Source organism: Paraburkholderia sp. Cpub6, from assembly GCF_014201065.1.
Classification (GTDB): domain Bacteria; phylum Pseudomonadota; class Gammaproteobacteria; order Burkholderiales; family Burkholderiaceae; genus Paraburkholderia; species Paraburkholderia tuberum.
In genome coordinates this window covers 890,038-912,629 of sequence record NZ_JACHDM010000001.1, presented here as the reverse complement: position 1 = coordinate 912,629, position 22,592 = coordinate 890,038, and the positions used below count along the sequence as shown (strand labels likewise).

Annotated in this window: 19 protein-coding genes and 2 pseudogenes; 9 read left to right on the top strand and 12 right to left on the bottom strand. The window is 64.1% G+C overall.

Annotation, left to right across the window (positions count from 1 at the left end):
* The first annotated feature begins 130 nt into the window (after nucleotides 1-130).
* Complete coding sequence (locus HDG33_RS04000) at nucleotides 131-1,621, top strand: NAD(P)/FAD-dependent oxidoreductase (RefSeq protein WP_184022683.1); 1,491 nt, start codon at nucleotides 131-133, stop codon at nucleotides 1,619-1,621.
* Between the two features lie 247 nt (nucleotides 1,622-1,868).
* Here the strand turns inward: HDG33_RS04000 and HDG33_RS03995 are convergent, their stop codons facing one another.
* From HDG33_RS03995 to HDG33_RS03980, 4 genes are all read right to left on the bottom strand, one after another.
* A complete protein-coding gene (locus HDG33_RS03995; protein ID WP_184022682.1) occupies nucleotides 1,869-2,687 on the bottom strand; it encodes an ABC transporter permease subunit in 819 nt (272 codons plus the stop codon).
* A complete protein-coding gene (locus HDG33_RS03990; RefSeq protein WP_184022681.1) occupies nucleotides 2,684-3,616 on the bottom strand; it encodes an ABC transporter permease subunit in 933 nt (310 codons plus the stop codon). The genes HDG33_RS03995 and HDG33_RS03990 overlap by 4 nt, the downstream gene beginning before the upstream one ends.
* A complete protein-coding gene (locus HDG33_RS03985) occupies nucleotides 3,613-4,779 on the bottom strand; it encodes an ABC transporter ATP-binding protein (RefSeq protein WP_184022680.1) in 1,167 nt (388 codons plus the stop codon). The genes HDG33_RS03990 and HDG33_RS03985 overlap by 4 nt, the downstream gene beginning before the upstream one ends.
* Before the next feature lie 90 nt (nucleotides 4,780-4,869).
* Nucleotides 4,870-5,970 (bottom strand): polyamine ABC transporter substrate-binding protein, encoded by a 1,101-nt coding sequence (locus tag HDG33_RS03980; RefSeq protein WP_184022679.1) that lies wholly within the window; start codon nucleotides 5,968-5,970, stop codon nucleotides 4,870-4,872.
* Nucleotides 5,971-6,504: 534 nt separating this feature from the next.
* Between HDG33_RS03980 and HDG33_RS03975 the strand changes: the two genes are divergently transcribed.
* Nucleotides 6,505-7,806, top strand: a complete 1,302-nt coding sequence (locus HDG33_RS03975; RefSeq protein ID WP_184022678.1) for an Nramp family divalent metal transporter — start codon at nucleotides 6,505-6,507, stop codon at nucleotides 7,804-7,806.
* 123 nt (nucleotides 7,807-7,929) lie between these two features.
* Entirely contained in the window at nucleotides 7,930-8,133 is a 204-nt protein-coding gene (locus HDG33_RS03970; protein ID WP_184022677.1) for a DUF1289 domain-containing protein, read from the top strand.
* Between the two features lie 107 nt (nucleotides 8,134-8,240).
* On the opposite strand, the gene HDG33_RS03965 is transcribed toward HDG33_RS03970, so the two are convergent.
* The 3 genes and pseudogenes from HDG33_RS03965 to HDG33_RS36895 form a co-directional block, all read right to left on the bottom strand.
* The gene (locus tag HDG33_RS03965) at nucleotides 8,241-9,833 is read right to left on the bottom strand and encodes an ABC-F family ATPase (protein ID WP_090800503.1); all 1,593 of its coding nucleotides are present in this window, start codon (nucleotides 9,831-9,833) and stop codon (nucleotides 8,241-8,243) included.
* A 93-nt stretch (nucleotides 9,834-9,926) separates the two neighbouring features.
* A pseudogene (locus HDG33_RS03960) lies at nucleotides 9,927-10,073 on the bottom strand (NAD(P)-dependent oxidoreductase); the annotation flags it as partial.
* Nucleotides 10,072-10,206: pseudogene (locus HDG33_RS36895) on the bottom strand (NAD(P)-binding domain-containing protein); the annotation flags it as partial. The pseudogenes HDG33_RS03960 and HDG33_RS36895, both read right to left, overlap by 2 nt.
* Nucleotides 10,207-10,472: 266 nt before the next feature.
* Here HDG33_RS36895 and HDG33_RS03950 point away from each other — a divergent pair.
* A complete protein-coding gene (locus tag HDG33_RS03950; protein ID WP_018435559.1) occupies nucleotides 10,473-10,682 on the top strand; it encodes a dodecin in 210 nt (69 codons plus the stop codon).
* Nucleotides 10,683-10,791: 109 nt separating this feature from the next.
* On the opposite strand, the gene HDG33_RS03945 is transcribed toward HDG33_RS03950, so the two are convergent.
* The 4 genes from HDG33_RS03945 to HDG33_RS03930 form a co-directional block, all read right to left on the bottom strand.
* A complete protein-coding gene (locus HDG33_RS03945; protein WP_184022676.1) occupies nucleotides 10,792-11,886 on the bottom strand; it encodes a BMP family ABC transporter substrate-binding protein in 1,095 nt (364 codons plus the stop codon).
* 64 nt (nucleotides 11,887-11,950) lie between these two features.
* Nucleotides 11,951-12,880 carry an ABC transporter permease gene (locus HDG33_RS03940; RefSeq protein WP_090800507.1) on the bottom strand — a complete coding sequence of 310 codons (930 nt, stop codon included), beginning with the start codon at nucleotides 12,878-12,880 and terminating at the stop codon, nucleotides 11,951-11,953.
* Nucleotides 12,881-12,919: 39 nt separating this feature from the next.
* On the bottom strand, nucleotides 12,920-14,026 hold the full coding sequence (locus tag HDG33_RS03935) for an ABC transporter permease (protein WP_090805345.1): 1,107 nt from the start codon (nucleotides 14,024-14,026) through the stop codon (nucleotides 12,920-12,922).
* 93 nt (nucleotides 14,027-14,119) lie between these two features.
* A complete protein-coding gene (locus HDG33_RS03930) occupies nucleotides 14,120-15,718 on the bottom strand; it encodes an ABC transporter ATP-binding protein (protein ID WP_184022675.1) in 1,599 nt (532 codons plus the stop codon).
* A 281-nt stretch (nucleotides 15,719-15,999) separates the two neighbouring features.
* On the opposite strand from HDG33_RS03930, the gene HDG33_RS03925 reads away from it, so the two are divergent.
* Nucleotides 16,000-16,932, top strand: a complete 933-nt coding sequence (locus tag HDG33_RS03925; RefSeq protein ID WP_184022674.1) for a LysR substrate-binding domain-containing protein — start codon at nucleotides 16,000-16,002, stop codon at nucleotides 16,930-16,932.
* Nucleotides 16,933-17,032: 100 nt separating this feature from the next.
* Here the strand turns inward: HDG33_RS03925 and HDG33_RS03920 are convergent, their stop codons facing one another.
* Entirely contained in the window at nucleotides 17,033-18,382 is a 1,350-nt protein-coding gene (locus HDG33_RS03920) for an 8-oxoguanine deaminase (RefSeq protein WP_184022839.1), read from the bottom strand.
* 586 nt (nucleotides 18,383-18,968) lie between these two features.
* Between HDG33_RS03920 and uraH the strand changes: the two genes are divergently transcribed.
* The 4 genes from uraH to HDG33_RS03900 all read left to right on the top strand — a co-directional run bounded on the left by uraH (nucleotide 18,969) and on the right by HDG33_RS03900 (nucleotide 22,565).
* Nucleotides 18,969-19,322: a hydroxyisourate hydrolase gene (gene uraH, locus HDG33_RS03915; protein WP_184022673.1), complete on the top strand. Its 354-nt coding sequence runs from the start codon at nucleotides 18,969-18,971 to the stop codon at nucleotides 19,320-19,322.
* 169 nt (nucleotides 19,323-19,491) lie between these two features.
* On the top strand, nucleotides 19,492-20,685 hold the full coding sequence (locus tag HDG33_RS03910) for a urate hydroxylase PuuD (protein ID WP_184022672.1): 1,194 nt from the start codon (nucleotides 19,492-19,494) through the stop codon (nucleotides 20,683-20,685).
* A 270-nt stretch (nucleotides 20,686-20,955) separates the two neighbouring features.
* Nucleotides 20,956-21,222, top strand: a complete 267-nt coding sequence (locus HDG33_RS03905; RefSeq protein ID WP_184022671.1) for a helix-turn-helix domain-containing protein — start codon at nucleotides 20,956-20,958, stop codon at nucleotides 21,220-21,222.
* Complete coding sequence (locus HDG33_RS03900; RefSeq protein ID WP_184022670.1) at nucleotides 21,219-22,565, top strand: type II toxin-antitoxin system HipA family toxin; 1,347 nt, start codon at nucleotides 21,219-21,221, stop codon at nucleotides 22,563-22,565. The genes HDG33_RS03905 and HDG33_RS03900 overlap by 4 nt, the downstream gene beginning before the upstream one ends.
* The last annotated feature ends 27 nt before the right edge of the window (nucleotides 22,566-22,592 follow it).

Below are 22,592 nucleotides of genomic sequence, written 5' to 3'. Positions count from 1 at the left end.
CCTGCGCGTTAAGCGTGTGTAGACAGCTGTAGACGCGCGATTTCGCCCCTGCCCGTCGCGCCGCGCGAGTCCAGCGCGCCGTAGCCGCTATGGTTTCACCCGCCGCTTTCGCCCCGTGCCGGAGACCGCCGTGACGCCTGCCCCTTCTGCTTCATCCACCGCGCTGCGCATTGCGATCGTCGGCAGTGGCTTTGCCGGCATCGGCATGGCCATCCGTCTGCAGCAAATGGGCATCACGTCGTTTACGGTCTATGAGGCCGCGAGCGGCATCGGCGGCACGTGGCGTGACAATACCTACCCCGGCGCGGCCTGCGATGTCCCCTCGCATCTCTATTCGTTCTCGTTCGAGGCGAATCCGGCGTGGTCGCGCTCCTTCAGCAGCCAGGCCGAAATTCTCGCGTATCTGCAGCACTGCGCGCGCAAGTACGGCGTCGATCGCTACGTGCGTTGCAATGCGAAAGTGAGCGCCGCGCGCTTCGACGAAGCGCGGCAGATCTGGCTCGTCGAGCTCGACACGAACGGCGCGCGCGAAATCGTCGAGGCCGACATGCTGATCGCCGCGAACGGTCCGCTGTCGCGTCCCGCGCTGCCGCGCATCGCCGGCATCGAACGGTTCGAGGGCAAGCTGTTCCATTCGGCGCGCTGGGATCACGCCTATCCGCTCGACGGCAAACGCGTCGCGGTCATCGGCACCGGCGCGAGCGCGATCCAGTTCGTGCCGAAAATCCAGCCGCATGTCGCGCATCTGGCTCTGTTCCAGCGCACCGCCCCATGGGTGATGCCGAAGCGCGACAAGCCGATCGGCCCGCGCGCGCAATGGCTGTTCCGCACGCTGCCGTTCACGCAGCGCTTCGTTCGCAGCGCGATCTATTGGCAGCTCGAGTCGCGTGGGATCGCGTTCGTCGTCAATCCGAAGCTGATGAAGATGCCGATGAAGTTCGGCCTCAGCTATCTGCAGCGACGCGTCAAGGATCCGGTGCTGCGCGCGAAGCTCACGCCGAACCACCGGCTCGGCTGCAAGCGCGTGCTGCTGTCGAGCGACTATTACCCGGCCGTCTGTCAGCCGAACGTCGACGTCGTGACGAGCGGTATCCGCGAGATCGTCGCGGATGGCATCGTGACCGACGACGGTCTGCATCACCGCGCGGACGCGATCATCTGCGGCACCGGCTTCCAGGTCAACGACGTGCCCGCGCCGTTCGAAGTGACCGGCCTCGACGGCACCGACCTCAGCACGCTATGGCTGCGCGATGGCCCCGAGGCCTATCTCGGCACGAGCATCGCGAACTTCCCGAACTTCTTCATGATCGTCGGCCCGAACACGGGGCTCGGCCATAACTCGATGATCTACATGATCGAGTCGCAACTGCGATATATCGGCGATTGCCTGCGCGTGCTGCGGAAACAGAATGCGCGCACGATGACCTTGCGCGCCGACGTGCAGCGCGATTTCAACGCGCGTTTGCAACAGGAGATGCGGCACGCGGTGTGGACGAGCGGCTGCCACAGCTGGTATCAAACGCAGAGCGGCAAAGTCACCGCGATCTGGCCCGGCTTCACGTTCAGCTTTCGCAAGCGTACGCGCCGCGTGCGCCCGCAGGATTACCGCTTCGCGCGTTGAGTCCGCACAATGGCAATCCGGCGCCGCGGGCGTGGGCCGGCGCATTCGTTACCCGCCACCGCCCAGCAACTGCAACAGCTCCCACAGAAACTTCACGATGATCACGATCAGTTCCCACAGCCGATAGAGCGGCTGCCAGTCCAGCACGCGCAGAAGGGACTCGATCATCGCTATCGTCAGAAGAAGTGAGGGCCGCGATTTCCAGTTCGATCACGCGTGGCGCGCGATGCCCGCGCGTCGCGCAAGCTCAAACCGCCATCACGGCCCGCCTGCGCTCCGCGCGCTGCATGAAGAAGTTCGCCGCGACGACGCCGACCGTGACGACCGCGATGAACAGCGTCGCGAGCGCATTCATCTCCGGGTTCAGACCCAGTCGCACGCGCGAGAACACGACGAGCGGCAAGGTCGTCGAGCCGGGACCCGACAGGAACGCGGACAGCACGAGGTCGTCGATCGACAGCGTGAACGACAGCAGCCAGCCCGCCACCAGCGCCTGTGAGATCAGCGGCAGCGTGACGAAGAAGAACACGCGCAGCGGTGTCGCGCCGAGGTCGAGCGCGGCTTCCTCGAGCGACGGATGCAGTTCGCGCACGCGCGATTGCACGATGATCGCGACGTACGAAATACACAGCATCACGTGACCGATCCAGATCGTGAAGATGCCGCGTTCGGCCGGCCAGCCGATCCAGCGCGCCATTTCGATGAACAGCAGCAACAGCGAGATGCCCTGAATCACTTCGGGGATCACCAGCGGCGCGTTGATCATGCCGGTGTACAGCGTGAAGCCGCGAAAGCGCCCCATACGCGCGAGCACGAAGCCGGCCCACGTGCCGATGATTACCGACGCGAACGCCGTGAGCAGGCCGATACGCAGCGACAGCCACGCCGACGTGATCAGCTCGCCGTCCTGCAACAGCGCCGCGTACCAGCGCGTCGAGAAGCGCGTCCACACCGTCACCAGTTGCGATTCGTTGAACGAATACACGACGAGGCTGACGATCGGGATATACAGAAACAGAAAGCCGATGCCCAGAGCGATCAGCTGCAGCATGCGATTCGGCTTCATTGGCGGCCCTCCTCCAATGCCTTCGCCTGGGCATGCTGGAACAGCGCCATCGGCACCAGCAGCAGCAACACCATCGCGCATGTGACGGCGGACGCCATCGGCCAGTCGGCGTTGTCGAAGAACTCATTCCACATCACGCGGCCGATCATCAGCGTGTTCGCGCCGCCGAGCAGCTCAGGAATCACGTACTCGCCGACCGCCGGAATGAACACCAGCAGACAGCCCGCGATGATGCCGTTCTTCGACAGCGGCAGCGTGATCTGCCAGAACGCCTTCCACGGCTTCGCGCCGAGGTCGTAGGCGGCTTCCAGCAAGGTCAGGTCCATTTTCACGAGATGCGCGTACAGCGGCATCACGAGAAACGGCAGGTACGAATAGACCATGCCGATATAGACCGCCGTGTTCGTGTGATACAGCTCGATCGGCGAATGGATCAGGCCGACCGACATCAGGAAGTTATTCAGCAGCCCGTTGTTCTTCAGAATGCCGATCCATGCGTACACGCGAATCAGGAACGAGGTCCAGAATGGCAGCATCACGGCCATCATCAGCAGATTGCGGGTGGCCGGATTGGAGCGCGCGATGTAGTACGCCATCGGATAGCCGATCAGCAGACACAGCACGGTCGAAATCGCCGCGACCACGACCGAATTCACATAGGTCGCGAAGTACAGGCTGTCGGTCAACAGAAACGCGTAGTGCGACAGATCCAGCGTGATGTGCAGCGCGCCTTCCGCGAAGGTGACGAGCTGCGTGTACGGCGGAATGCCGAGCTGCGAATCGGCGAAGCTGATCTTCACGACCAGCAGGAACGGCACGAGGAAAAACAGCAGCAGCCAGATGAACGGCCCCGCCACCACCGCGGTGCGTCCCCTGAACTTCAGACGCCGCACGGGCCACGCGAAAAACGTCGAAAGCGCCTCTTTCATGACGTCAGCACCACGCCGGCCGATGCGCTCCAGCGCACGTAGACTTCGTCGCCCCAGGATGGCGGATCGATTTCAGTGAGCGCCAGGCTCGTCACGTTCGCGATCACGGTCTTGCCGCCGTCGAGCTTCACGTGATACAGCGAATAGCCGCCCATGTACGCGATATTCGTGACGACGCCCCTGCCCCAGTTGTAGGCGCCCTCCGGCGGCTTACGCGTGAGGGCGATGCGTTCGGGGCGCACCGAGATCGTCACCGGCATGCCGAGCGGACCGGTGATGCCGTGATTGACGTGCAAATGGCACGTCAGATCCGGCGTTTCGATGAACACGTGATCGGGCTCGTCCTCGACCGTGCGGCCTTCGAACAGATTGGTCGAGCCGATGAATTCCGCCGAGAAACGGCTGTTCGGGTACTCGTAGACTTCATGCGGCGTGCCGAGCTGCACGATCTGGCCTTCGCTCATCACGGCGAGGCGGTTGGCCATCGTCATCGCTTCCTCCTGATCGTGCGTGACCATCATGCAGGTGACGCCGACCTGGTCGAGAATGTTGACGAGCTCGATCTGCGTGCGCTGGCGGATCTGCTTGTCGAGCGCCGACATCGGCTCGTCGAGCAGCAGCAGCTTCGGCCGCTTGACGAGCGAGCGCGCGAGCGCAACGCGCTGCTGCTGCCCGCCCGACAGTTGATGCGGCTTGCGCTTCGCGAAGCGGCCCATCTGCACGAGTTCGAGCGCGTTGTGCAGGCGGTCTTTCAGCTCGGCCTTCGGCACACCTTCCTGCTTGAGGCCGAACGCCACGTTCGCCTCGACCGTCATGTGCGGAAAGAGCGCGTACGACTGGAACATCATGTTGACCGGCCGGCGATACGGCGGCAGTTGCGCGAGATCTTCGCCATCGATCAGGATCTTGCCCGACGTCACGGTTTCGAGCCCAGCCATCATGCGCAGGAGGGTCGACTTGCCGCAGCCCGAGCTGCCGAGCAGCGCGAACAGCTCGCCCTTCTTCACCGTCAGATTGACCCCTTTGACCGCGACGGTCTCGCCGAACTTCTTCACGACATCGACGATCTGGATGAACTGCTCCGCTGCGTCTCCCGTCACGGCGTTCGAGCCCGTCGACGGCACGGCCGTCCCGGCCAGTGCGCCCGGCTGGTCACTACTCATCATAATGCTGCTTCACTCCGGCGTTTGACGAACAAAGCCCCCGGTGAACACCGAGGGCTTCATAGGCTGCTTGTCTGTTTGTTGTCGCGCTTAGCGGCCGGACTTGAACTCGGTCCACAGCCGCGTTTGCAGCCGCTGGATTTCCTGCGGCAGCGGCTTCAACAGGAACAGCGTCTTGATGGTTTCCGGCGACGGGTACACGGCCGGATCGTTCGCGACGTCCTTGTCCACGTACTTGCGCGCTTCCATATTGACGCTCGGGTAGTACACGGCGTTGGTGATCGCGGCGTGCACCTGCGGCGTCTCGATGTAGTTGATCCACTCGAGCGCGGCTTCCTTGTGCTTCGCATCCTTCGGAATCGCCATCACGTCGAACCACACCGGCGCGCCGCCCTTCGGCACGAAGTACTCGATCTTGTACGGCTTGTTCGCCTCGATCGCGCGATGCTTGGCGATCACGACGTCGCCCGACCAGCCGTACGCGAAGCAGATGTCTCCGCCGACGAGGTCGTTGATATAGCCCGACGAGTTGAACTGTGTGATGTACGGGCGGATTTTCTTCAGCATCGCGAGCGCGGCGCGGTAGTCGGCCGGGTTCGTGCTCATCGGGTCCTTGCCCATGTAGTGCAGCGCGGCTGCGAACATCTGGTCCGGCGCGTCGAGCACCGACACGCCGCAGGCCTTGAGCTTCGAGATGTTTTCCGGCTTGAACAGGATGTCCCAGCTATCGAGCGGCGCGTCCTTGCCGAGGATTTGCTGGACCTTCGTCACGTTGTAGCCGAGGCCGGTCGTGCCGTACGCCCAGGGCACCACGTACTTGTTGCCCGGATCGGCGCCGGCGACGAGCGCCATCAGCGACGGGTCGAGGTACTTCAGGTTCGGCAGCTTCGATTTGTCGAGCGGCTCGAAGATGCCCGCGGCGATCTGCTTGCCCGCGTAGTTGCTGGTCGGCACGACGATGTCGTAGCCCGAGTGACCGGTGAGCAGCTTCGCCTGCAGCGTGTCGTCGCTGTCGTAGTTGTCGTACTTGACCTGGATGCCGGTCTGTTTGGTGAAGTTCGGTATCGTGTCCTTCGCGATGTAGTCGGACCAGTTATACACGTTGAGCTGCGTATCCTTCGCAGCGGCCGTCAACCACGGCGCCGCGCACAAGATCAGCGCCGCCATATGCCCCACTATCCGCTTGTTCATCCCGTTCTCCGATCCTCTCGTCACTCAAGCCGCGCCGTCGCCCGCACGGTCCCCTGAAAACCCCGAAAACTACCACCAATTATTGCCCGCACAAAAAAAAACCCGGAGCTGTCGCGCAAACGGTACAGGCTCTGGCCGCACCCTTGCAAAATGGGCGCAATTTTAACGGGTTATCGGCGCGTGTCTACCGAAAAATACGCGGTCGTCGGCCGCGCTTTATCCGTGCTGGGCACAGGCTGCGAGGGTTTCATCGCGTCGCTGTTATCTGGTTGTCAGCTCGGCGTTGGCTCGCACCTGGGCGGTGCGCCGCTCTGGCGCGCGCAAGTGCCGGACGGTGCTTGCCGGTGCAGAGCCGCGTCGGCGTCCGGCGCGCCTTTCATGCGCCGCGGCGCCGCCACGACGGCTCTAATGCTCCTATCATGATCTTTTGATGCGTATTGCGCGACGTCGTCGCGCGACGGCCGGCCAGCCGTTGCGCGCGTGCGATGGGCATGTGACTTGCAACAGGATGCGTTTCCCACAAGCTCTGGCACGATGAACACCAATCCTTTCGCGATGCGTCCCAACCGGCGCCGGCGCCTGCCGGGCGAGCCGACGCGTCCGGCGCACTGGTTCTCGTTCCTCGGCGCCGGCGCGCTGATCGCGGTCGGCTATATCGATCCCGGCAACTGGGCGACCGCGCTCGGCGCCGGCGCGGGCTACGGCTACCGCCTGCTCGGCATCGTGCTGCTGTCGAGCCTGATGGGGATGCTGATGCAGTGGCTGTCGTCGCGCCTCGGCGTCGTGACCGGGCGCGACCTCGCGCAATTGTGCCGCGAGCGCAATGGCCGGCGCGCGACGCTGTTCCTGTGGCTGACGAGCGAGGTCGCGATCATCGCCTGCGATGTCGCCGAGGTGGTCGGCAGCGCGGTCGCGCTGCAACTGCTGCTCGGCGTGTCGCTGACGGTCGGCGTGCTGATGTCGGCGGTCTGCACCTTCGCGCTGCTCGCGCTCCAGCAGAAAGGCGGCCGCAGGCTGGAGGCGGTGATCGCCGCGCTGATCGGCTTCGTCGGCCTGTGCTTCGTCGTGCAGCTCGCGCTCGCGCGGCCCGACTGGCACGCGGCGCTCGCCGGCACCGCGCCGAGCCTGGAGCTGATCAGAAGCGCGGGCATGCTGTGGCTCGCGGCCGGCATCGTCGGCGCGACGGTCATGCCGCACAACCTGTATCTGCATTCGGCGCTGGTCAAGCATCACGCGCCCGACAGCAGCGACGCGCAGATCAAAGCCGCGCTGCACGTCGTCAATCTCGATACTTTCGGCTCGCTTGCGTTCGCGTTCGTGATCAACGCGGCGCTGCTGATCGTCGCGGCGGCCGTGTTCTATGCCAGCGGTCATCGCGACGTGACCGATCTGGCCGATGCGCATCGGCTGATCGCGCCGCTCGTCGGCAGCCGCTGGGCCGGCATCCTGTTCGCGACGGCGCTGCTCGCGTGCGGACTCAGCGCGACCGTTACCGGCACGCTGGCCGGTCAGACGGTGATGGAGGGCTTCCTGCGGCTGCGGTTACCGCGCTGGAAACGCGCGCTGCTCACGCGTGCGCTCGCGATCGGGCCGGCCCTGCTCGCGGTGGGCGTGTTCGGCCAGCATGGCTCGAATCAGTTGCTGGTCGCGAGCCAGGTCGTGCTGAGCCTGCAATTGCCGCTCGCGGTCGTGCCGCTGATCCGCTGCGCGTCCGATGCGGCGCTGATGCGCGGCTGGCGCGTGCACGGCGTGCCGCTCGCGCTGTCATGGCTGTCGGCGGCGTTCATCATTGCGCTCAATGGCGCGCTGATGTGGCAACTGGCGACTTCGGCGTGATCGCAGACGCAAAGGTCAGCGCAATTGACATGAAGTTCGCACGACGCTGAGCGACGCATGCAAGCCGCGCGGCGCGCATCGGTTAACATAGCGGCACTTCGCCTCCCCGCCTCAAGGTTTCCGATGACTTCGAATCTCCACGATCTTCCCGACAGCCCGTGCATCGGCGTCTGCTCCACGCTCTTCGACGAGGTCTGTAAAGGCTGCGGCCGCACCGCCACCGAAGTGTCGAACTGGGTGTTTCTGAGCGACGAGGAAAAGCGCGCGATCTGGACTCGGATCGAACGGGAAGGCGCGGCGATGCGGTTTCAGAACGACAAGGTGTGAGGGTGTTCGTTGCGCGCATCGCACGTTGACGCGACCATAAAAAAAGCCCGCTTCGACGAAGCGGGCTTTTTGCTGTGACGCGATTCGATCAGCGTGAACCGAAGCGCTTATTGCACGCCCTGACTCGTCAGGAAGTCCTCATAGTTGCCACCGAAGTCGTTCAGCGTGCCATTGGTCTTCACTTCGATAATCCGGTTCGCGAGGCCGCTCACGAACTCGCGGTCGTGGGAGACGAAAATCAGCGTGCCGTCGAACTTGTCGAGCGCGATCTGCAGCGACTCGATCGACTCCATATCCATGTGGTTGGTCGGCTCGTCCATCAGCAGCACGTTGTGGCGGCCCAGCATCAGCTTGCCCCAGATCATGCGGCCCTTCTCGCCGCCCGACAGCACCTTGACCGACTTGCGGATGTCGTCCGCATTGAACAGCAGCCGGCCGAGCGTGCCGCGCACCATCTGCTCGTCGTCGCCTTCCTTGCGGTACTGGTCGATCCAGTCCATCAGCGTGACGTCGCCCGGAAACTCTTCGTACGTGTCCTGCGGCATGTAGCCGACGTTGGCGTTTTCCGCCCACTTCACCGTGCCGTGGTCGAGTTGCAGATTGCCGAGCAGCGAACGCAGCAGCGTGGTCTTGCCCGCGCCGTTCTCGCCGATGATCGCGATGCGCTCGCCCGGCTGCACGCTGATGCTGAAGTTATTGAAGATCGAGCGCTCGTATTTCTTGGAGATGCTGTCGGCGACCACCGCGATGTTGTGCAGCTTCTTCTCGAACTCGAAGCGGATGAACGGGTTCTGCCGCGACGACGGCTTGAATTCCTCGATCTTGATCTTGTCGATCATCTTCAGACGGCTGGTGGCCTGGCGCGCCTTCGACTTGTTCGCCGAGAAGCGGCGCACGAAGTCCTGCAGATCGGCCACGCGCTCCTTCGCCTTCGCGTTGGCGGCCTGCTGCCGCTCGCGCGCCTGCGTGCTGGCGAGCATGTAGTCGTCGTAGTTGCCCGGGTAGACCTTCAGCGTGCCATAGTCCATGTCGGCCATGTGCGTGCAGACCTGGTTCAGGAAGTGCCGGTCGTGCGAGATGATGATCATCGTCGAGTTGTACTGGTTGAGAACGTCTTCCAGCCAACGGATCGAGTTGATGTCGAGGTTGTTGGTCGGCTCATCCAGAAGCAGCACGTCCGGCTTCGAGAACAGCGCCTGCGCGAGCAGCACGCGCAGCTTCCAGCCGGGCGCCACGTTGCTCATCGGGCCGTTGTGGTCTTCGATCGCAATGCCGATGCCGAGCAGCAGCTCGCCCGCGCGCGCTTCGGCCGTGTAGCCGTCGTACTCGGCGAACTTCGCTTCGAGTTCGGCCGCGTGCATGTAGTCGTCGTCGGTCGCGTCGGGGTTTGCGTAGATCGCGTCGCGCTCGGTCATCGCGGCCCACATTTCGGCGTGGCCCATCATCACGACGTCGAGCACGCGCACGTCTTCGTACGCGAACTGGTCCTGGCGCAGCTTGCCCAGACGCACGTTCGGCTCGAGCATCACGTTGCCCGAGCTGGGCTCGAGATCCGAACCGAGAATCTTCATGAAGGTGGATTTACCGCAGCCGTTCGCACCGATCAGGCCATAGCGATTCCCTCCCCCAAATTTGACCGAAATGTTCTCGAAGAGGGGCTTCGGCCCGAATTGCATGGTGATATTGGCAGTAGACAGCACAGCGCGTCCCTTTGAATGTGATATCGGCGAAAAACCTAATATTTTAGCAGGTTTGGAGATTTCAACCGGACAGTTGTTCCGGCGCGGCCCGCGTCACCCGCTCGAGCCGCCGCGCGGCGTCTGCAGAATGTCGATAAAGGCCGAAAAATCCGCGTCGGCGAGCCCCATTGCCGCACCCAGTCGCAGCAATTGCTGGACCGTCGACGCGACCGACATCGGCGTGCCGGTCTCGTAGGCGCTCCCCCGCCGCGCCGAACACGATCTGCTCGACCGCGCGCGTGCGGTTCCACACATGCACGCTATGACCCGCGCGCGGCAGGTGCCGGATCATCGGCGCGCCCATCAGGCCGGGGCCGCAAAAACCAGTTTCCACGTTCGAACCTCGTCGGTTATCAGATTGAATGGCTTATGTTGCGTACGGATGATAGCGACCGCGCCAGGCGCTTAAGTCGCGCGATACCGGGCATGCGATGTGCGGTATCGATGGTTCGAGCGGCGACGTCTGGTCCGCCGCGCAGGCGATTGCGCTGGCGAGGACGCATCTGTCCGTCGGACTGCGCGAACCGTTGCCTATACTTTTTCCATGCATGTTTCCGAGCAGCGTTTTACTGACCAGCGGCGCACACCAAGGAGGAACTCATGTCAGAACACGTTTACAAGAAGATCGAACTGACCGGTTCGTCGAAGAAATCGATCGACGACGCGATCACCACCGCGATTGCCAAAGCGTCGGAAACGCTGCGCAATCTGCACTGGTTCGAGGTCACGGAAACGCGCGGCCAGATCGAGAACGGCAAGGTCGCGTACTGGCAGGTAACGCTGAAGGTCGGCCTGCGCATCGAGGACTGAGCGGCGACCGCACGACACGCTTGCCCGTTGCCACGCGCAAGCCGCAAACAGAAAAGCTGCGTCCAGGCGGGGCTGGACGCAGCTTTTTTTCAACAACGGACCGCCCGATTTACTTCGGCAGCGACCCGTCGACACCCTCCACGTACCAGTTCAGGCGCTGCAGTTCCGGATCGGTCAGCGTCTTGCCTTCAGGCACCTTCACCGTGCCCGACTGATCCTTGATCGGGCCCGTGAACACGTCGCGCTTGCCGCTCGCGAGTTCGTCGCGCTTCGCGGCAACCTGCTTCTGCCCATCGGCCGGAATCGCCGAGGTGTTCAGGTCCTCGAGGTTGACAGCCTTCTGCGGAATGCCCCACCACACCGGATCGTTCTTCCACTTGCCGTCGAGCACCTGCTGGATCACCGCGCTGTAGTACACGCCCCAGTGCGCGACGACCGAGCCGAGATGCGCATCAGGACCGAACTTCTTCATGTCCGAATCCCAGCCGAACGCGTGCACGTGCTTCTCCGACGCGGTCGCGAGCGTCGCGCTCGAATCGGTGTTCTGCAGCAGCACGTCGGCGCCCTGGCCGATCAGCGTTTCGGCGGCCTGCTTTTCCTTGCCCGGATCGAACCAGCTGTTGATCCAGATCACCTTCGTATGCACCTTCGGATTCACCGAGCGCGCGCCGAGCGTGAACGCGTTGATGTTGCGCACCACTTCCGGAATCGGCACCGACGCGACGAAGCCGAGCGTGTTGCTCTTCGTCACGTAGCCCGCGGCGACGCCGGCCAGATACGCGCCCTGGTACATGCGCACGTCGTAGGTGCCGAAGTTCGGCGCCTTCTTGTAGCCGGTCGCGTGCAGGAAGATGGTGTCCGGGAAGTCCTTGGCGACCTTGAGCTGGAAGTCCTGGAAGCCGAAGCTCGTGCCGAAGATGATCTTGTTGCCCTTGTTCGCGAGATCGCGGAACACGCGCTCGGAGTCGGCCGATTCGGGCACGTTCTCGACGCGCGTGATCTTGATCCTGTTGCCGAACTTCGCTTCGGCTTCCCGCGAGCCCTGATCGTGCGCGAAGGTCCAGCCGGCATCGCCCGGATTGCCGAGATAGACGAACGCGACGCCCGGCACGTCGGCGGCCTGCGCGGTTTGCGCGAGCGGCGCCGCAAGTGCCAGCGACGCCGCACCCCAGGCGAAAGCGGTCAGCAGATTTCTTCTCTTCATGTTTTTCCCCCTGTCGTAATGAGCGAATAGTGTTGAGCGGATCGATAAAGAACCTGTGTCGCCGTCAGCCCGCCGAGAAAAACGGCTTGCCGAGCGACGCGGGTGCATTCAGGCGAATCGTGTTCGGATTGCGCGAGATCAGCGCGAGCACGACGATCGTCGCAACGTACGGCAGCATCGCGAGGAACTGCGTCGGCACCGGCACACCGATCGCCTGCGCATAGAACTGCAGCCCCGTCACCGCGCCGAACAGCAGCGAGCCGATCAGCAGTCGCCCAGGGCGCCACGTCGCGAACACCACGAGCGCGAGCGCGATCCAGCCGCGGCCCGAGGTCAGGTTCTCCTGCCACAGGTGCAGATTGACGATCGAATAGTAGCCGCCCGCGAGCCCCGCCATGCCGCCGCCGAACGCGACCGCCCCATAGCGCACGCCGACCACCGGAAAGCCGACCGAATGCGCGACCTGCGGCGATTCGCCGACCGAGCGCAGCACGAGTCCCGCGCGCGTGCGATAGAGGAACCAGCCGATCGCGGCGAACATCAGGAACGCGAGGTAATCGAGCGGCGTGAGGGTAAACAGCGCGGGGCCGAGCACCGGGATGTTCGACAGGCCGGGGATCGTCCACGTATCGATCGTCGCGCGCACCGCCGCCGACGTGTACGGCTTGCCGACGTACGCGGACAGCCCGATGCCGAAGATCGTCAGCGACAGGCCGGTCGCGACCTGGTTGGCGAGCATCGTCAGCGTGAGGAACGCGAACAGCAGCGACATCGCGAGACCGGCGCCGATCGCGGCGAGCACGCCGAGCCACGGGCTGCCGGTGATCGACGTGACCGCGTAGCCGCTGACGGCGCCCATCAGCATCATCCCTTCCACGCCAAGGTTGAGTACGCCCGATTTTTCGGCGACGAGTTCGCCGGCGCCCGCGAACATCAACGGGATCGACGCGGTGATCGCGCTCGACGTGAGCGCGCTGGCTTGCTGGATATCCATATCGAGTCTGAAAGCGGATTAGCGAGCTGATTGGCAAACTTAACGAGCCACTGCTGCGGCCGAGCGGCGCCGCACGCGGTAGTTCACGAACAGGTCGGCGCCGAGCAGGCAGAACAGCAGCAGCCCCTGGAACACGCCCGAGAGCGCCTGCGGCAATTGCATCGAGGTCTGCACCGCTTCGCCGCCGAGATACAGCAACGCCATCAGCAGACTGGCGAGCACGATGCCGAGCGGATGCAGCCTGCCGACGAACACGACGATGATCGCGGTGAAGCCGTAGCCCGGCGACCACGTCGCCTGCAACTGGCCGATCGGGCCGGCGATTTCGCCCATACCGGCGAGGCCCGCGAGGCCGCCGCTAATCAGCAGCGACGTCCAGATCGTCTTCTTGTCGGAGAAACCGGCGTAACGCGCGGCGAGCGGCGCAAGTCCGCCGACGTTCATCCGGTAGCCCGCGAAGCTCTTGCGCATGAACAGCCAGACGAGCGGAATCGCGATCAGCGTGAGGAACACGGACGCGTTCAGGCGCGTGCCACGCAGAAATTTCCAGTGCCAGTCGCCATACAGCGTCGGAAACAGCGCGTCGCCGCTGAACATCTCCGACAGCGGGAAGTTCATGCCCTGCGGATCGCGCCACGGGCCGCTCACGAGATAGATCAGCAGTTGCGTCGCGACGTACGTGAGCATCAGGCTCACGAGAATCTCGTTGGTATTGAAGCGGCTCTTCAGAAACGCGGGAATCGCGGCCCACGCCATGCCGCCGAGGATGCCGGCCGCCATCATGGTCGGCAGGATCCACCAGCCGCTCGCCTGATCGAAATAGATCGCGACGCCGCTCGCCGCGATGCCGCCGAGCAGCATCTGCCCTTCGGCGCCGATGTTCCACACGTTCGCGCGATAGCCGATCGCGAGACCGAGGCCGATCAGGCACAGCGGCGACGCCTTCAGCAGCAGCTCCGACCAGCCGTTGATGCTGGACAGCGGCTCGATGAAAAACCCGTGCATCGCCTGCAACGGGTCGCGGCCGACGAGGCCGAAGATCAGGAAGCCGATCGCGAGCGTCAGCAACGCGGCGATCAGCGGCACGGCGAGCTGCATCGTGCGCGACGGCGACGTGCGGGCTTCGAGTCGATAGGGAAGCATCATGGGTAGCGTGTATTTGTTCGGGTTCTGTTCTTCAGGGTCCGCATTCGCGTGCGTGGTTAGCGTGTTGGCGTGGCCGGCGGGCAACGCCTCGCCTCATGCATGCGCCGGCTGATCCGCCGCGGGCGCCGCGCCCTCGCGGTCGCCGAACAGCCCCGCCATCCAGCGGCCGATTTCCTCGGCGTTGGTCGCACCGGTCGCGCGCACCGGTGAAAGCCGCCCGCCCGCGAGCACCGCGATGCGATCGCAGATATCGAACAGCTCTTCCAGTTCCTCCGAGATCACCAGAATCGCAACGCCGCGCGCCGACAGATCGAGCAGTTGCTGACGGATGAACGCCGACGCGCCGACATCGACGCCCCACGTCGGCTGCGCGACCACGAGCACCTTCGGCGCCTGCAAAATCTCGCGGCCCATGATGTATTTCTGCAGATTGCCGCCCGACAGACTTTGCGCGAGCGCGTCGGGGCCGCCGCAGCGCACGTCGAACGCGTCGATGCAGCGCTTCGCGAATGCGCGCATCACTCCCGTTTTGATCCAGCCCGAGTTGACCATGCTCTGCCGATGCGCGGTGAGCAGCGCGTTGTCGGCGAGGCTCATCGCCGGCACCGCGCCGCGGCCGAGCCGCTCTTCGGGCACGAAGCCGAAGCCGAGCGCGCGCCGCCCGCCCGCGCCGAGGCGCGCGGCCGGTTTGCCGCAGATCGTGATTGCGTCGGCCGGCAGGCTGCGTTTTTCAGCGCGCTTCTCTCCGGACAACGCCGCGAGCAGTTCCGCCTGCCCGTTGCCCGACACACCGGCAATGCCGAAGATCTCGCCCGCATGCACGCTGAACGACACGTCGCGCAACGAGGTGCCGAACGGATCGTCGCTCGCGACCGACAACTGCCTGACATCGAGCAGCACCGCGCCCGGCTTGTGCTCGCGCCGCGTGTAGTCCGGCAGCGAGTGGCCGACCATCAATTGCGCGAGCGATGCATGCGTCTCGTTCTTCGGCGTCACATGGCCGGTCACGCGACCGCCGCGCATCACCGTCGCGGTGTCGCACAACGCCTGGATTTCGTCGAGCTTGTGGCTGATGTAGAGGATGCTGCAGCCCTCGGCCGCGAGCCGGCGCAGCGTCGTGAAGAGCTTGCGGACCGCCTGCGGCGTCAGCACCGAGGTCGGTTCGTCCATGATCAACAGACGCGGATTCTGCAGCAGGCAGCGCACGATTTCGACACGCTGCCGCTCGCCGACGGTGAGGCTGTGGACATGCCGCTGCGGATCGATGTCGAGCCCGTAGTCGGCCGACACCTCGCGGATGCGTTTGGCCAACGTCTTCAGATCGAACGGTTCGTCGAGCGCGAGCGCGATGTTTTCGCCGACCGTCAGCGTCTCGAACAGCGAGAAGTGCTGGAACACCATGCCGACGCCGAGCTTGCGGGCGGCCGCCGGACTCGCGATGTCGACCGTCTCGCCTTCCCAACGGATCTCGCCGGCGTCGGGTCGCACGGCGCCGTAGATGATCTTCATCAGCGTGCTCTTGCCCGCGCCGTTCTCGCCGAGCACCGCATGGATTTCGCCGGGCGCGACGACGAGCGTGACGTCGTCGTTGGCGCGCACGGCCGGGTACTGCTTCGTGATGCCCGTCAGCGCGAGCCGAGGCACCGCCTGGCCGGTGAGTTGCGCGCCGTCGCTAAGTGGAGTGTCGCTCATGAGATTCCGTAGTGCGTTCGTGACGCTGCTTGCCGCCTGCTTGCCGCCTGCTTGCCGCCGGATTGCGGACTATGGGTCCGCCCCGCCGGCGGGCGATCCGTCACCACAACCGGATGACAATACCTAATTCGCCCCACTCAGTCGAGTTGACAAAATTCCCGCAAACCCCCGCCGCTACAAGCTCTGCGGGTATGTCGCCCTTGACGCCGTTTTTCGTCCATATTAAAACGCATATACCCCCACGTTCGTTCGATCAGCCAGCACATATATTCGGAGAATCCATGAGCCAGCAACGCGAGGCGATCGACACGTACCTCTTGCGCGTGTTGCACACACTGCTGATGGAGCGCAGCGTCACCCGCGCCGCCGTCAAACTGAACCAGTCCCAACCCGCCATCAGCGCGGCGCTGCGCCGTCTGCGCGACATCACCGGCGACCCGCTGCTGGTGCGCGGCAAGTCCGGCATGGTGCCGACCGAGTACGGTCTGCGCCTGCTCGAACCGGTGCAGAACGCGCTGCGCGAAATCGAGCGCATCAAGTTCCAGCAGCACAACTTCGATCCGGCCACGTCGATCCGCTGCTACCGGATCGGCTGTCCCGACTATCTGAACGTGCTGTTCGTGCCGACGGTCGTCGAACGTTTCCGTAAGGCCGCGCCGAACGCGACGCTCGAATTCCATTCGCTCGGCCCCGCGTTCGACTACGAACTCGCGCTCGAGGACGGCAAGCTCGACATCGTGGTCGGCAACTGGCCGGAGCCGCCCGAGCAGTTGCACCTGTCGAACCTGTTCGTCGATCAGATCGTGTGCCTGATGAGCAACACGCATCCGTTCGCCAAACGCGGCGGGCTCACGCTCGACCAGTACCTGAACGCGCCACATCTCGCGCCGACGCCGTATTCGGTCGGCCAGCGCGGCGCGATCGACGTGCATCTCGCGCGCGAGCGGCTCAAGCGCCATGTGGTCGTCACGTTGCCCTACTTCAATCTCGCGCCGTACGTGCTGATCAAATCCGATCTGATCTTCACGACGACGCGCCTCTTTGCCGACTACTACGCGAAGTTCCTGCCGCTGACCGTGGTGGCCGCGCCGCTCGACTTTCCGCCGATGCAGTACTACCAGCTGTGGCACGAGCGCGTGCATTACTCCGACGAAGTGCGCTGGCTGCGCGGCCTGGTTGGCGAGGCGACCCGGACGTTGATCGACAAGTCCTGACGCCGCATGCGGCGCCGATCGCACTTGCGCCGCCGCTCACGGATCAGCGACTCGCGGCTTGCGCGCGGCGCGGCGCGAGTGCCGCCCGTTCCGCTCGAGCTCAAGCGGCCGCCTCGTAAAGCTGCCGCGCGAGCGCGTTATGCCGCTCGATCACCGGCCCGAGTTCGAGCGTCGCCAACTGCCCATTCTTCACCACCACCTTGCCGTCGATCACGCTATAGCTGACCTGCGACGGCGCGCAGAATACCAGAGCCGCCACCGGATCGTGCAGCGCGCCGGCAAAATGCGGCTCACGCAGATCGAACGCGACGAAATCCGCGGCCATGCCGGGCGCGAGCGCGCCGATGTCGTCGCGATTGAGCACGCGCGCACCACCCAGGGTCGCGATTTCGAGCGCCTCGCGCGCGGTCATCGCATCGGGCCCAAAACCGACGCGCTGCAGCAGCAGCGCCTGGCGCACTTCGGCGACCATCTGCGCACCGTCGTTCGACGCCGAGCCGTCGACGCCGAGCCCGACCGGCACGCCCGCGAGCCGCATGCGCTTGACCGGCGCGATGCCCGACGCGAGCCGCATGTTCGAGCACGGACAGTGCGCGACGCCGGTGCCGGTGCGCGCGAACAGCGCGATGCCCGCGTCGTCGAGTTGCACGCAGTGCGCATGCCATACGTCATGGCCGACCCAGCCGAGATCGTGCGCATACTCGGCCGGCGTCATGCCGAACTTCTCGCGGCTGTACTCGACGTCGTTGAGGTTCTCCGCCAGATGCGTATGCAGCGACACGCCGTACTGGCGCGCGAGCGCCGCCGATTCGCGCATCAGGTCGCGGCTCACCGAAAACGGCGAGCACGGCGCCACGACGACGCGCAGCATGGAGTAGCGCCCATCGTCGTGATACGTCTCGATCAGACGCTGCGTGTCCTTCATGATGTCCGCTTCGCGCTCGACCACCGAATCGGGCGGCAGGCCGCCGTCCTTGCGTCCCACGCTCATGCTGCCGCGCGCCGCATGAAAGCGCATGCCGATTCGGCGCGCGGCCGCGATGCTGTCGTCGAGACGGCTGCCGTTCGGATAGATATACAAATGGTCGCTCGACGTCGTGCAGCCCGACAGCAGCAGCTCGGCCATCGCGGTCAGCGTCGATACTTCGATCATGTCAGGCGTGAGGTTCGCCCACACCTTGTACAGGTTCGTGAGCCAGCCGAACAACTCGGCGTTCTGCGCGGCGGGAATCGCGCGCGTGAGGCTCTGGTACATGTGGTGATGCGTGTTGACGAGGCCCGGAATCACGAGATGGCCGTGCAGGTCGAGTACCTGGTCGGCCGTTTGCGGCAGTTGCGCGGTCGGTCCGACCGCGACGATCCGGTTGTCCTCGATATACAGCCCGGCGTCGCGCAGTTCGCGCCGCTCGTCATCCATCGTGACCAGCACGTCCGCGTGCTTCACGAGCATCGTTTTACCGGGTTGTTTCAGTACTTCATTCATCGTCATTCGTCTGTCCGCCTGATTGCCTGCATGCAAAGCCGTTCGAACGCGATGCGGCGGCACGCCACCGTGCCGTCGCGTTCCGTTGAACGCCATTGGCCCGGTTACCCAGCGTGAGTCGCCGTCTTCGGGGTTGTCCGTGCCAAAGGCCTGCCTTTGCACGGGTGTGTCGCGCCGCCACCTCGCGCGAACCGCATCGGGTTCGCGCGAGGTGGCGGCGCACAGCGCTTACCTTCGGTAGCCAAAATCCCGCTGACAACCCGCGCGGTTGCGATACCCAACTTCACACCGCCAATATAGTGGTGCATTTTTGGCGCCGGTACGATCGGCCGATGAGCCGGCGCGGCTTTCGTCTGGCTGTCCATCATGCGCGAACTATTATCTTTCCTATCGCTCGCGCTCGGGACAGAGCATCCTTTCTACAATGGCTGCCACGGCGCTCGCTTCGATTCGCCGACGGGTATGTAGCCACTGACGTGGAGCCTCGATCCGCCGCAAACGTAATGGATCGGGCCGCCGCCGACACCTCGCATTCACACAAGGACAATTGCGAATGGGCAAGCTCACTACCCACGTGCTCGACACCGCGAACGGCCGTCCCGGCGCAGGCATCAAGGTCGAACTCTTCGCGCTCGCGGGCGACACGCGCCGCGCGCTCAAAACCACGCTCACCAATCACGACGGCCGCTGCGACGAGCCGCTGCTCGAAGGCGACGCGCTCGTCGCGGGCGAGTACGAACTCGTGTTCGGCGCGGGCGACTACTTCGCGTCGCTCGGCACGAAGGTGCCGGAACCACGCTTCGTCGATCGCGTCGTGCTGCGCTTCGGCGTCGCCGATGCCGAAGCGCACTATCACGTGCCGCTGCTGGTGTCGCCGTTTTCGTACAGCACGTATCGGGGCAGCTAGCCCTGCCGGATGCGAGCCGCGTCCGAACCGGCACGAACAGACCTGGACAGGCACAACGCCCCGCGATACCCATAACAACCCGCGCTGCGTCTTCTATGCGCAGTCGGCGCGATGACCGACGACGTCGAACGTCATCGCGCACGCAACGAATCAGAAGTGGAGGAGTTTCATGGAAGGCTTTATCACCGACTGGTTGAACCTCGCGATTCGCTGGTTCCACGTCATCGCCGCGATTGCATGGATCGGCGAATCGTTCTATTTCGTCGCGCTCGACAACAGCCTGAAGCCGCCGACCGATCCGAATCAGCGCCGTCGCGGCGTGTTCGGCGAACTGTGGCACGTGCACGGCGGCGGCTTCTACAACATGCAGAAGTACACGGTCGCGCCGCCCGAAATGCCCGAAGACCTGCACTGGTCGAAATGGCCGTCGTACACGACGTGGCTGTCGGGCTTCGGTCTCTTTACCGTGCTGTATCTGTTCTCGCCGAGCACCTACCTGATCGACAGGAACGTGCTCGACATGGGGCCGGTGGTCGCCGTCGCCTCGGCGATCGGCTTCCTCGCGGCCGGCTGGATCGTCTACGACTCGCTGTGCCGCATTCTCGGCACACGCGACAAACTTCTCGGCATCTGCGTCGGCGTTTATGTGCTGATCGCGGCGTATCTCGCCTGCCATATCTTCGCGGGCCGCGCAGCGTATCTGATCATGGGCGCGATGCTCGCGACGATCATGTCGGCCAACGTGTTCTTCGTGATCATTCCGGGCCAGCGCAAGATGGTCGACGCGATGCTGAAGGGCGACACGCCAAACCCGATCTACGGTAAGCGCGGCAAGCAACGCTCGGTGCACAACACGTATTTCACGCTGCCGGTCGTGTTCGCGATGCTGTCGAACCACTACGCGATGACCTACACGCATCCGTACAACTGGGCGGTGCTCGTCGTCATCATGCTGGCCGGCGCGCTGATCCGTCAGTTCTTCGTGATGCGCCATCGCGGCCAGGTGTTGTGGTATCTGCCGATCGTCGGCGTCGCGCTGATGTGCACGGCACTCGTGTGGACCATGCCGCGTCCGGTGGTGCCGCAGGCGCAGGCCGCCAACGCGCCGACGCTGAAGGTCGCCGACATCGCGCCGGTGCTGCAGCAGCGCTGCGTGGCCTGCCACTCCGCGCATCCGACGATGATGGGCAGCGCGCCCGCCGGCGTGCTGATGGATACGCCCGACGAAATTTCGCAGAACGCGCAGCGCATTTACCAGCAGGCGGTCACGTTGAAGGCGATGCCGCTCGGCAACGTCACGCATATGACCGACGACGAGCGGATGAAGATCGCCGCGTGGTTCGAAGGCGGCGCGGCGAAGTAAGGACGTCTGTCCGGATCATGGAGCCGGTGCCGAGGCAGAGGCTGGAGTGCGAAGCGGGCTTGTCGCGAGAGCGGCAAGCCCGTTGTTGTTTGGGAAGGTGACGTGCGCGGTCAGCGAGCTCGATAATCGGAGTTTGTCGCCCTTGGGCTACAAAAATTGCCAAAGATACATAAAATGTAGCCCTAGAGACACAAGTACGAATAACCCTGTTGTGTCTCTTGGGCTACAATAAACATCAAATACGTTGAATTTGACGCCCTGGGGCTACAAATGACCAACCTCGCCGATGTCTCGGACATGCTGAAAGCCATGCGACGCGACAGCAAACTATCGCAGGAAGAACTTGGGCGCCGCGCGGGCGTGGCCCGCACGACCGTCGCGCGGATGGAAACGCTCGCCAGGAACGATATGAGCGTATCCGTGCTCGTGCGCCTGCTCGAGGCCGCCGGTTACGACCTCAAGTTCGTCGAGCATGGACATGGCCGCACGCTGGAAGACATCCTCGCTGAACAGCGCAGCCCGGACGCGCAGCCATGAAGCTCGACGTTCAGGTGCTAGGCAAGAACGTTGCCACGCTGTTTCGCGAGCGCGACGACTATGTCCTCAAATATAACGGCGATGCGAACGCGGCCGACTTCGTCAGCCTGACGATGCCGGTGCGCGAAGAGCCTTGGCGCTGGCCACGCGACCTGCATCCGTTTTTCCGGCAGAACCTGCCCGAAGGCTATCTGCTGAATCTGATCCGCGAGCAATTCGGGCCCTTGCTCGACGGAACCGATCTGTCACTGCTCGCCGTCGTGGGCTCGATGGGGATCGGCCGGGTCACCGTGACGCCCGAAGGCGTGGCGCCGGGCACCGAACTCCAGGCGCTCGACGTCCAGCACATCCTGCACGGCGACAACACCGCCGAACATTTCGCGCAACTCGTCCGTGAATACGCGCGAGCGGCCATTTCGGGCGTCGTGCCGAAGTTCATCGCGCCGGAGGCGCAGTCTGCCGCATCGACGCCGTTGCAGCTTGGTAAGCCGACGATTCGAACGAGCCGTCACATCGTCAAAGGTTCGGACGACAACACGCCCTTTCTCGGTTTCAACGAGTTCCATTCGATGCGGGTGCTGGAGCGGCTGGGAGTGGCGCCCGTTGCGCGCACGCGGATGTCGGACGATGGCAGGGCGCTCGTCGTCGAGCGCTTCGATGTCGACGCGCAGGGACTGCCGGCGTATGGCGTCGAAGACTTGTGCGGTCTGCTCGGCTTGCCGCCGCACGAAAAATACCATTCGACGAGCGAGAAAATGCTCAACGCGGCAAGAGCGTATCTGCTCGATCGCGACACCATGCGGATGCAACTCCAGCAGCTCGGCTGGCATTTGCTGACGAACTACGTCGTGCGCAATGCGGACTGCCACACCAAGAACGTCGCACTGTTCTATACCTCGGTCGACGATGTCGCGTTCACGCCCGTCTACGATGTCGTGACGACCCAGGCTTATCCGCGCTTCGCAGCCAATCCGCCCGGGCTGCCTGTCGACGGCCGCAAAACCTGGGCAGCGGGTAAAACGCTGGAACGATTTTTCAACACGCGCATGGGCATCGCCCCGCGGCAATATGCGCAGATGGTTGAAGCGCTGTGCGACTCCGCTGTCGACGTCGGCCACGAGTTGATCGAAGCAGCGCGCAACGAACCGCAGTGGCGTGCGCTAGCCAAGCAGATGCTGCATGCATGGGACGACGGCATGACATCGCTGCGCTCGCCGAAGAAAAGCCTGCAATTCAGGGGGCTCAAGCCGGCCATCGAAGCAGCGGGATTTTCGGCGCCGGAGCCGCCCGAGCGGTCAAGGGAAGTCATTGGGCATTCGCCGCTGCTTGGCAGGCGCAAGTGATCGCCATCCATGCAAAAAAGCCCACGA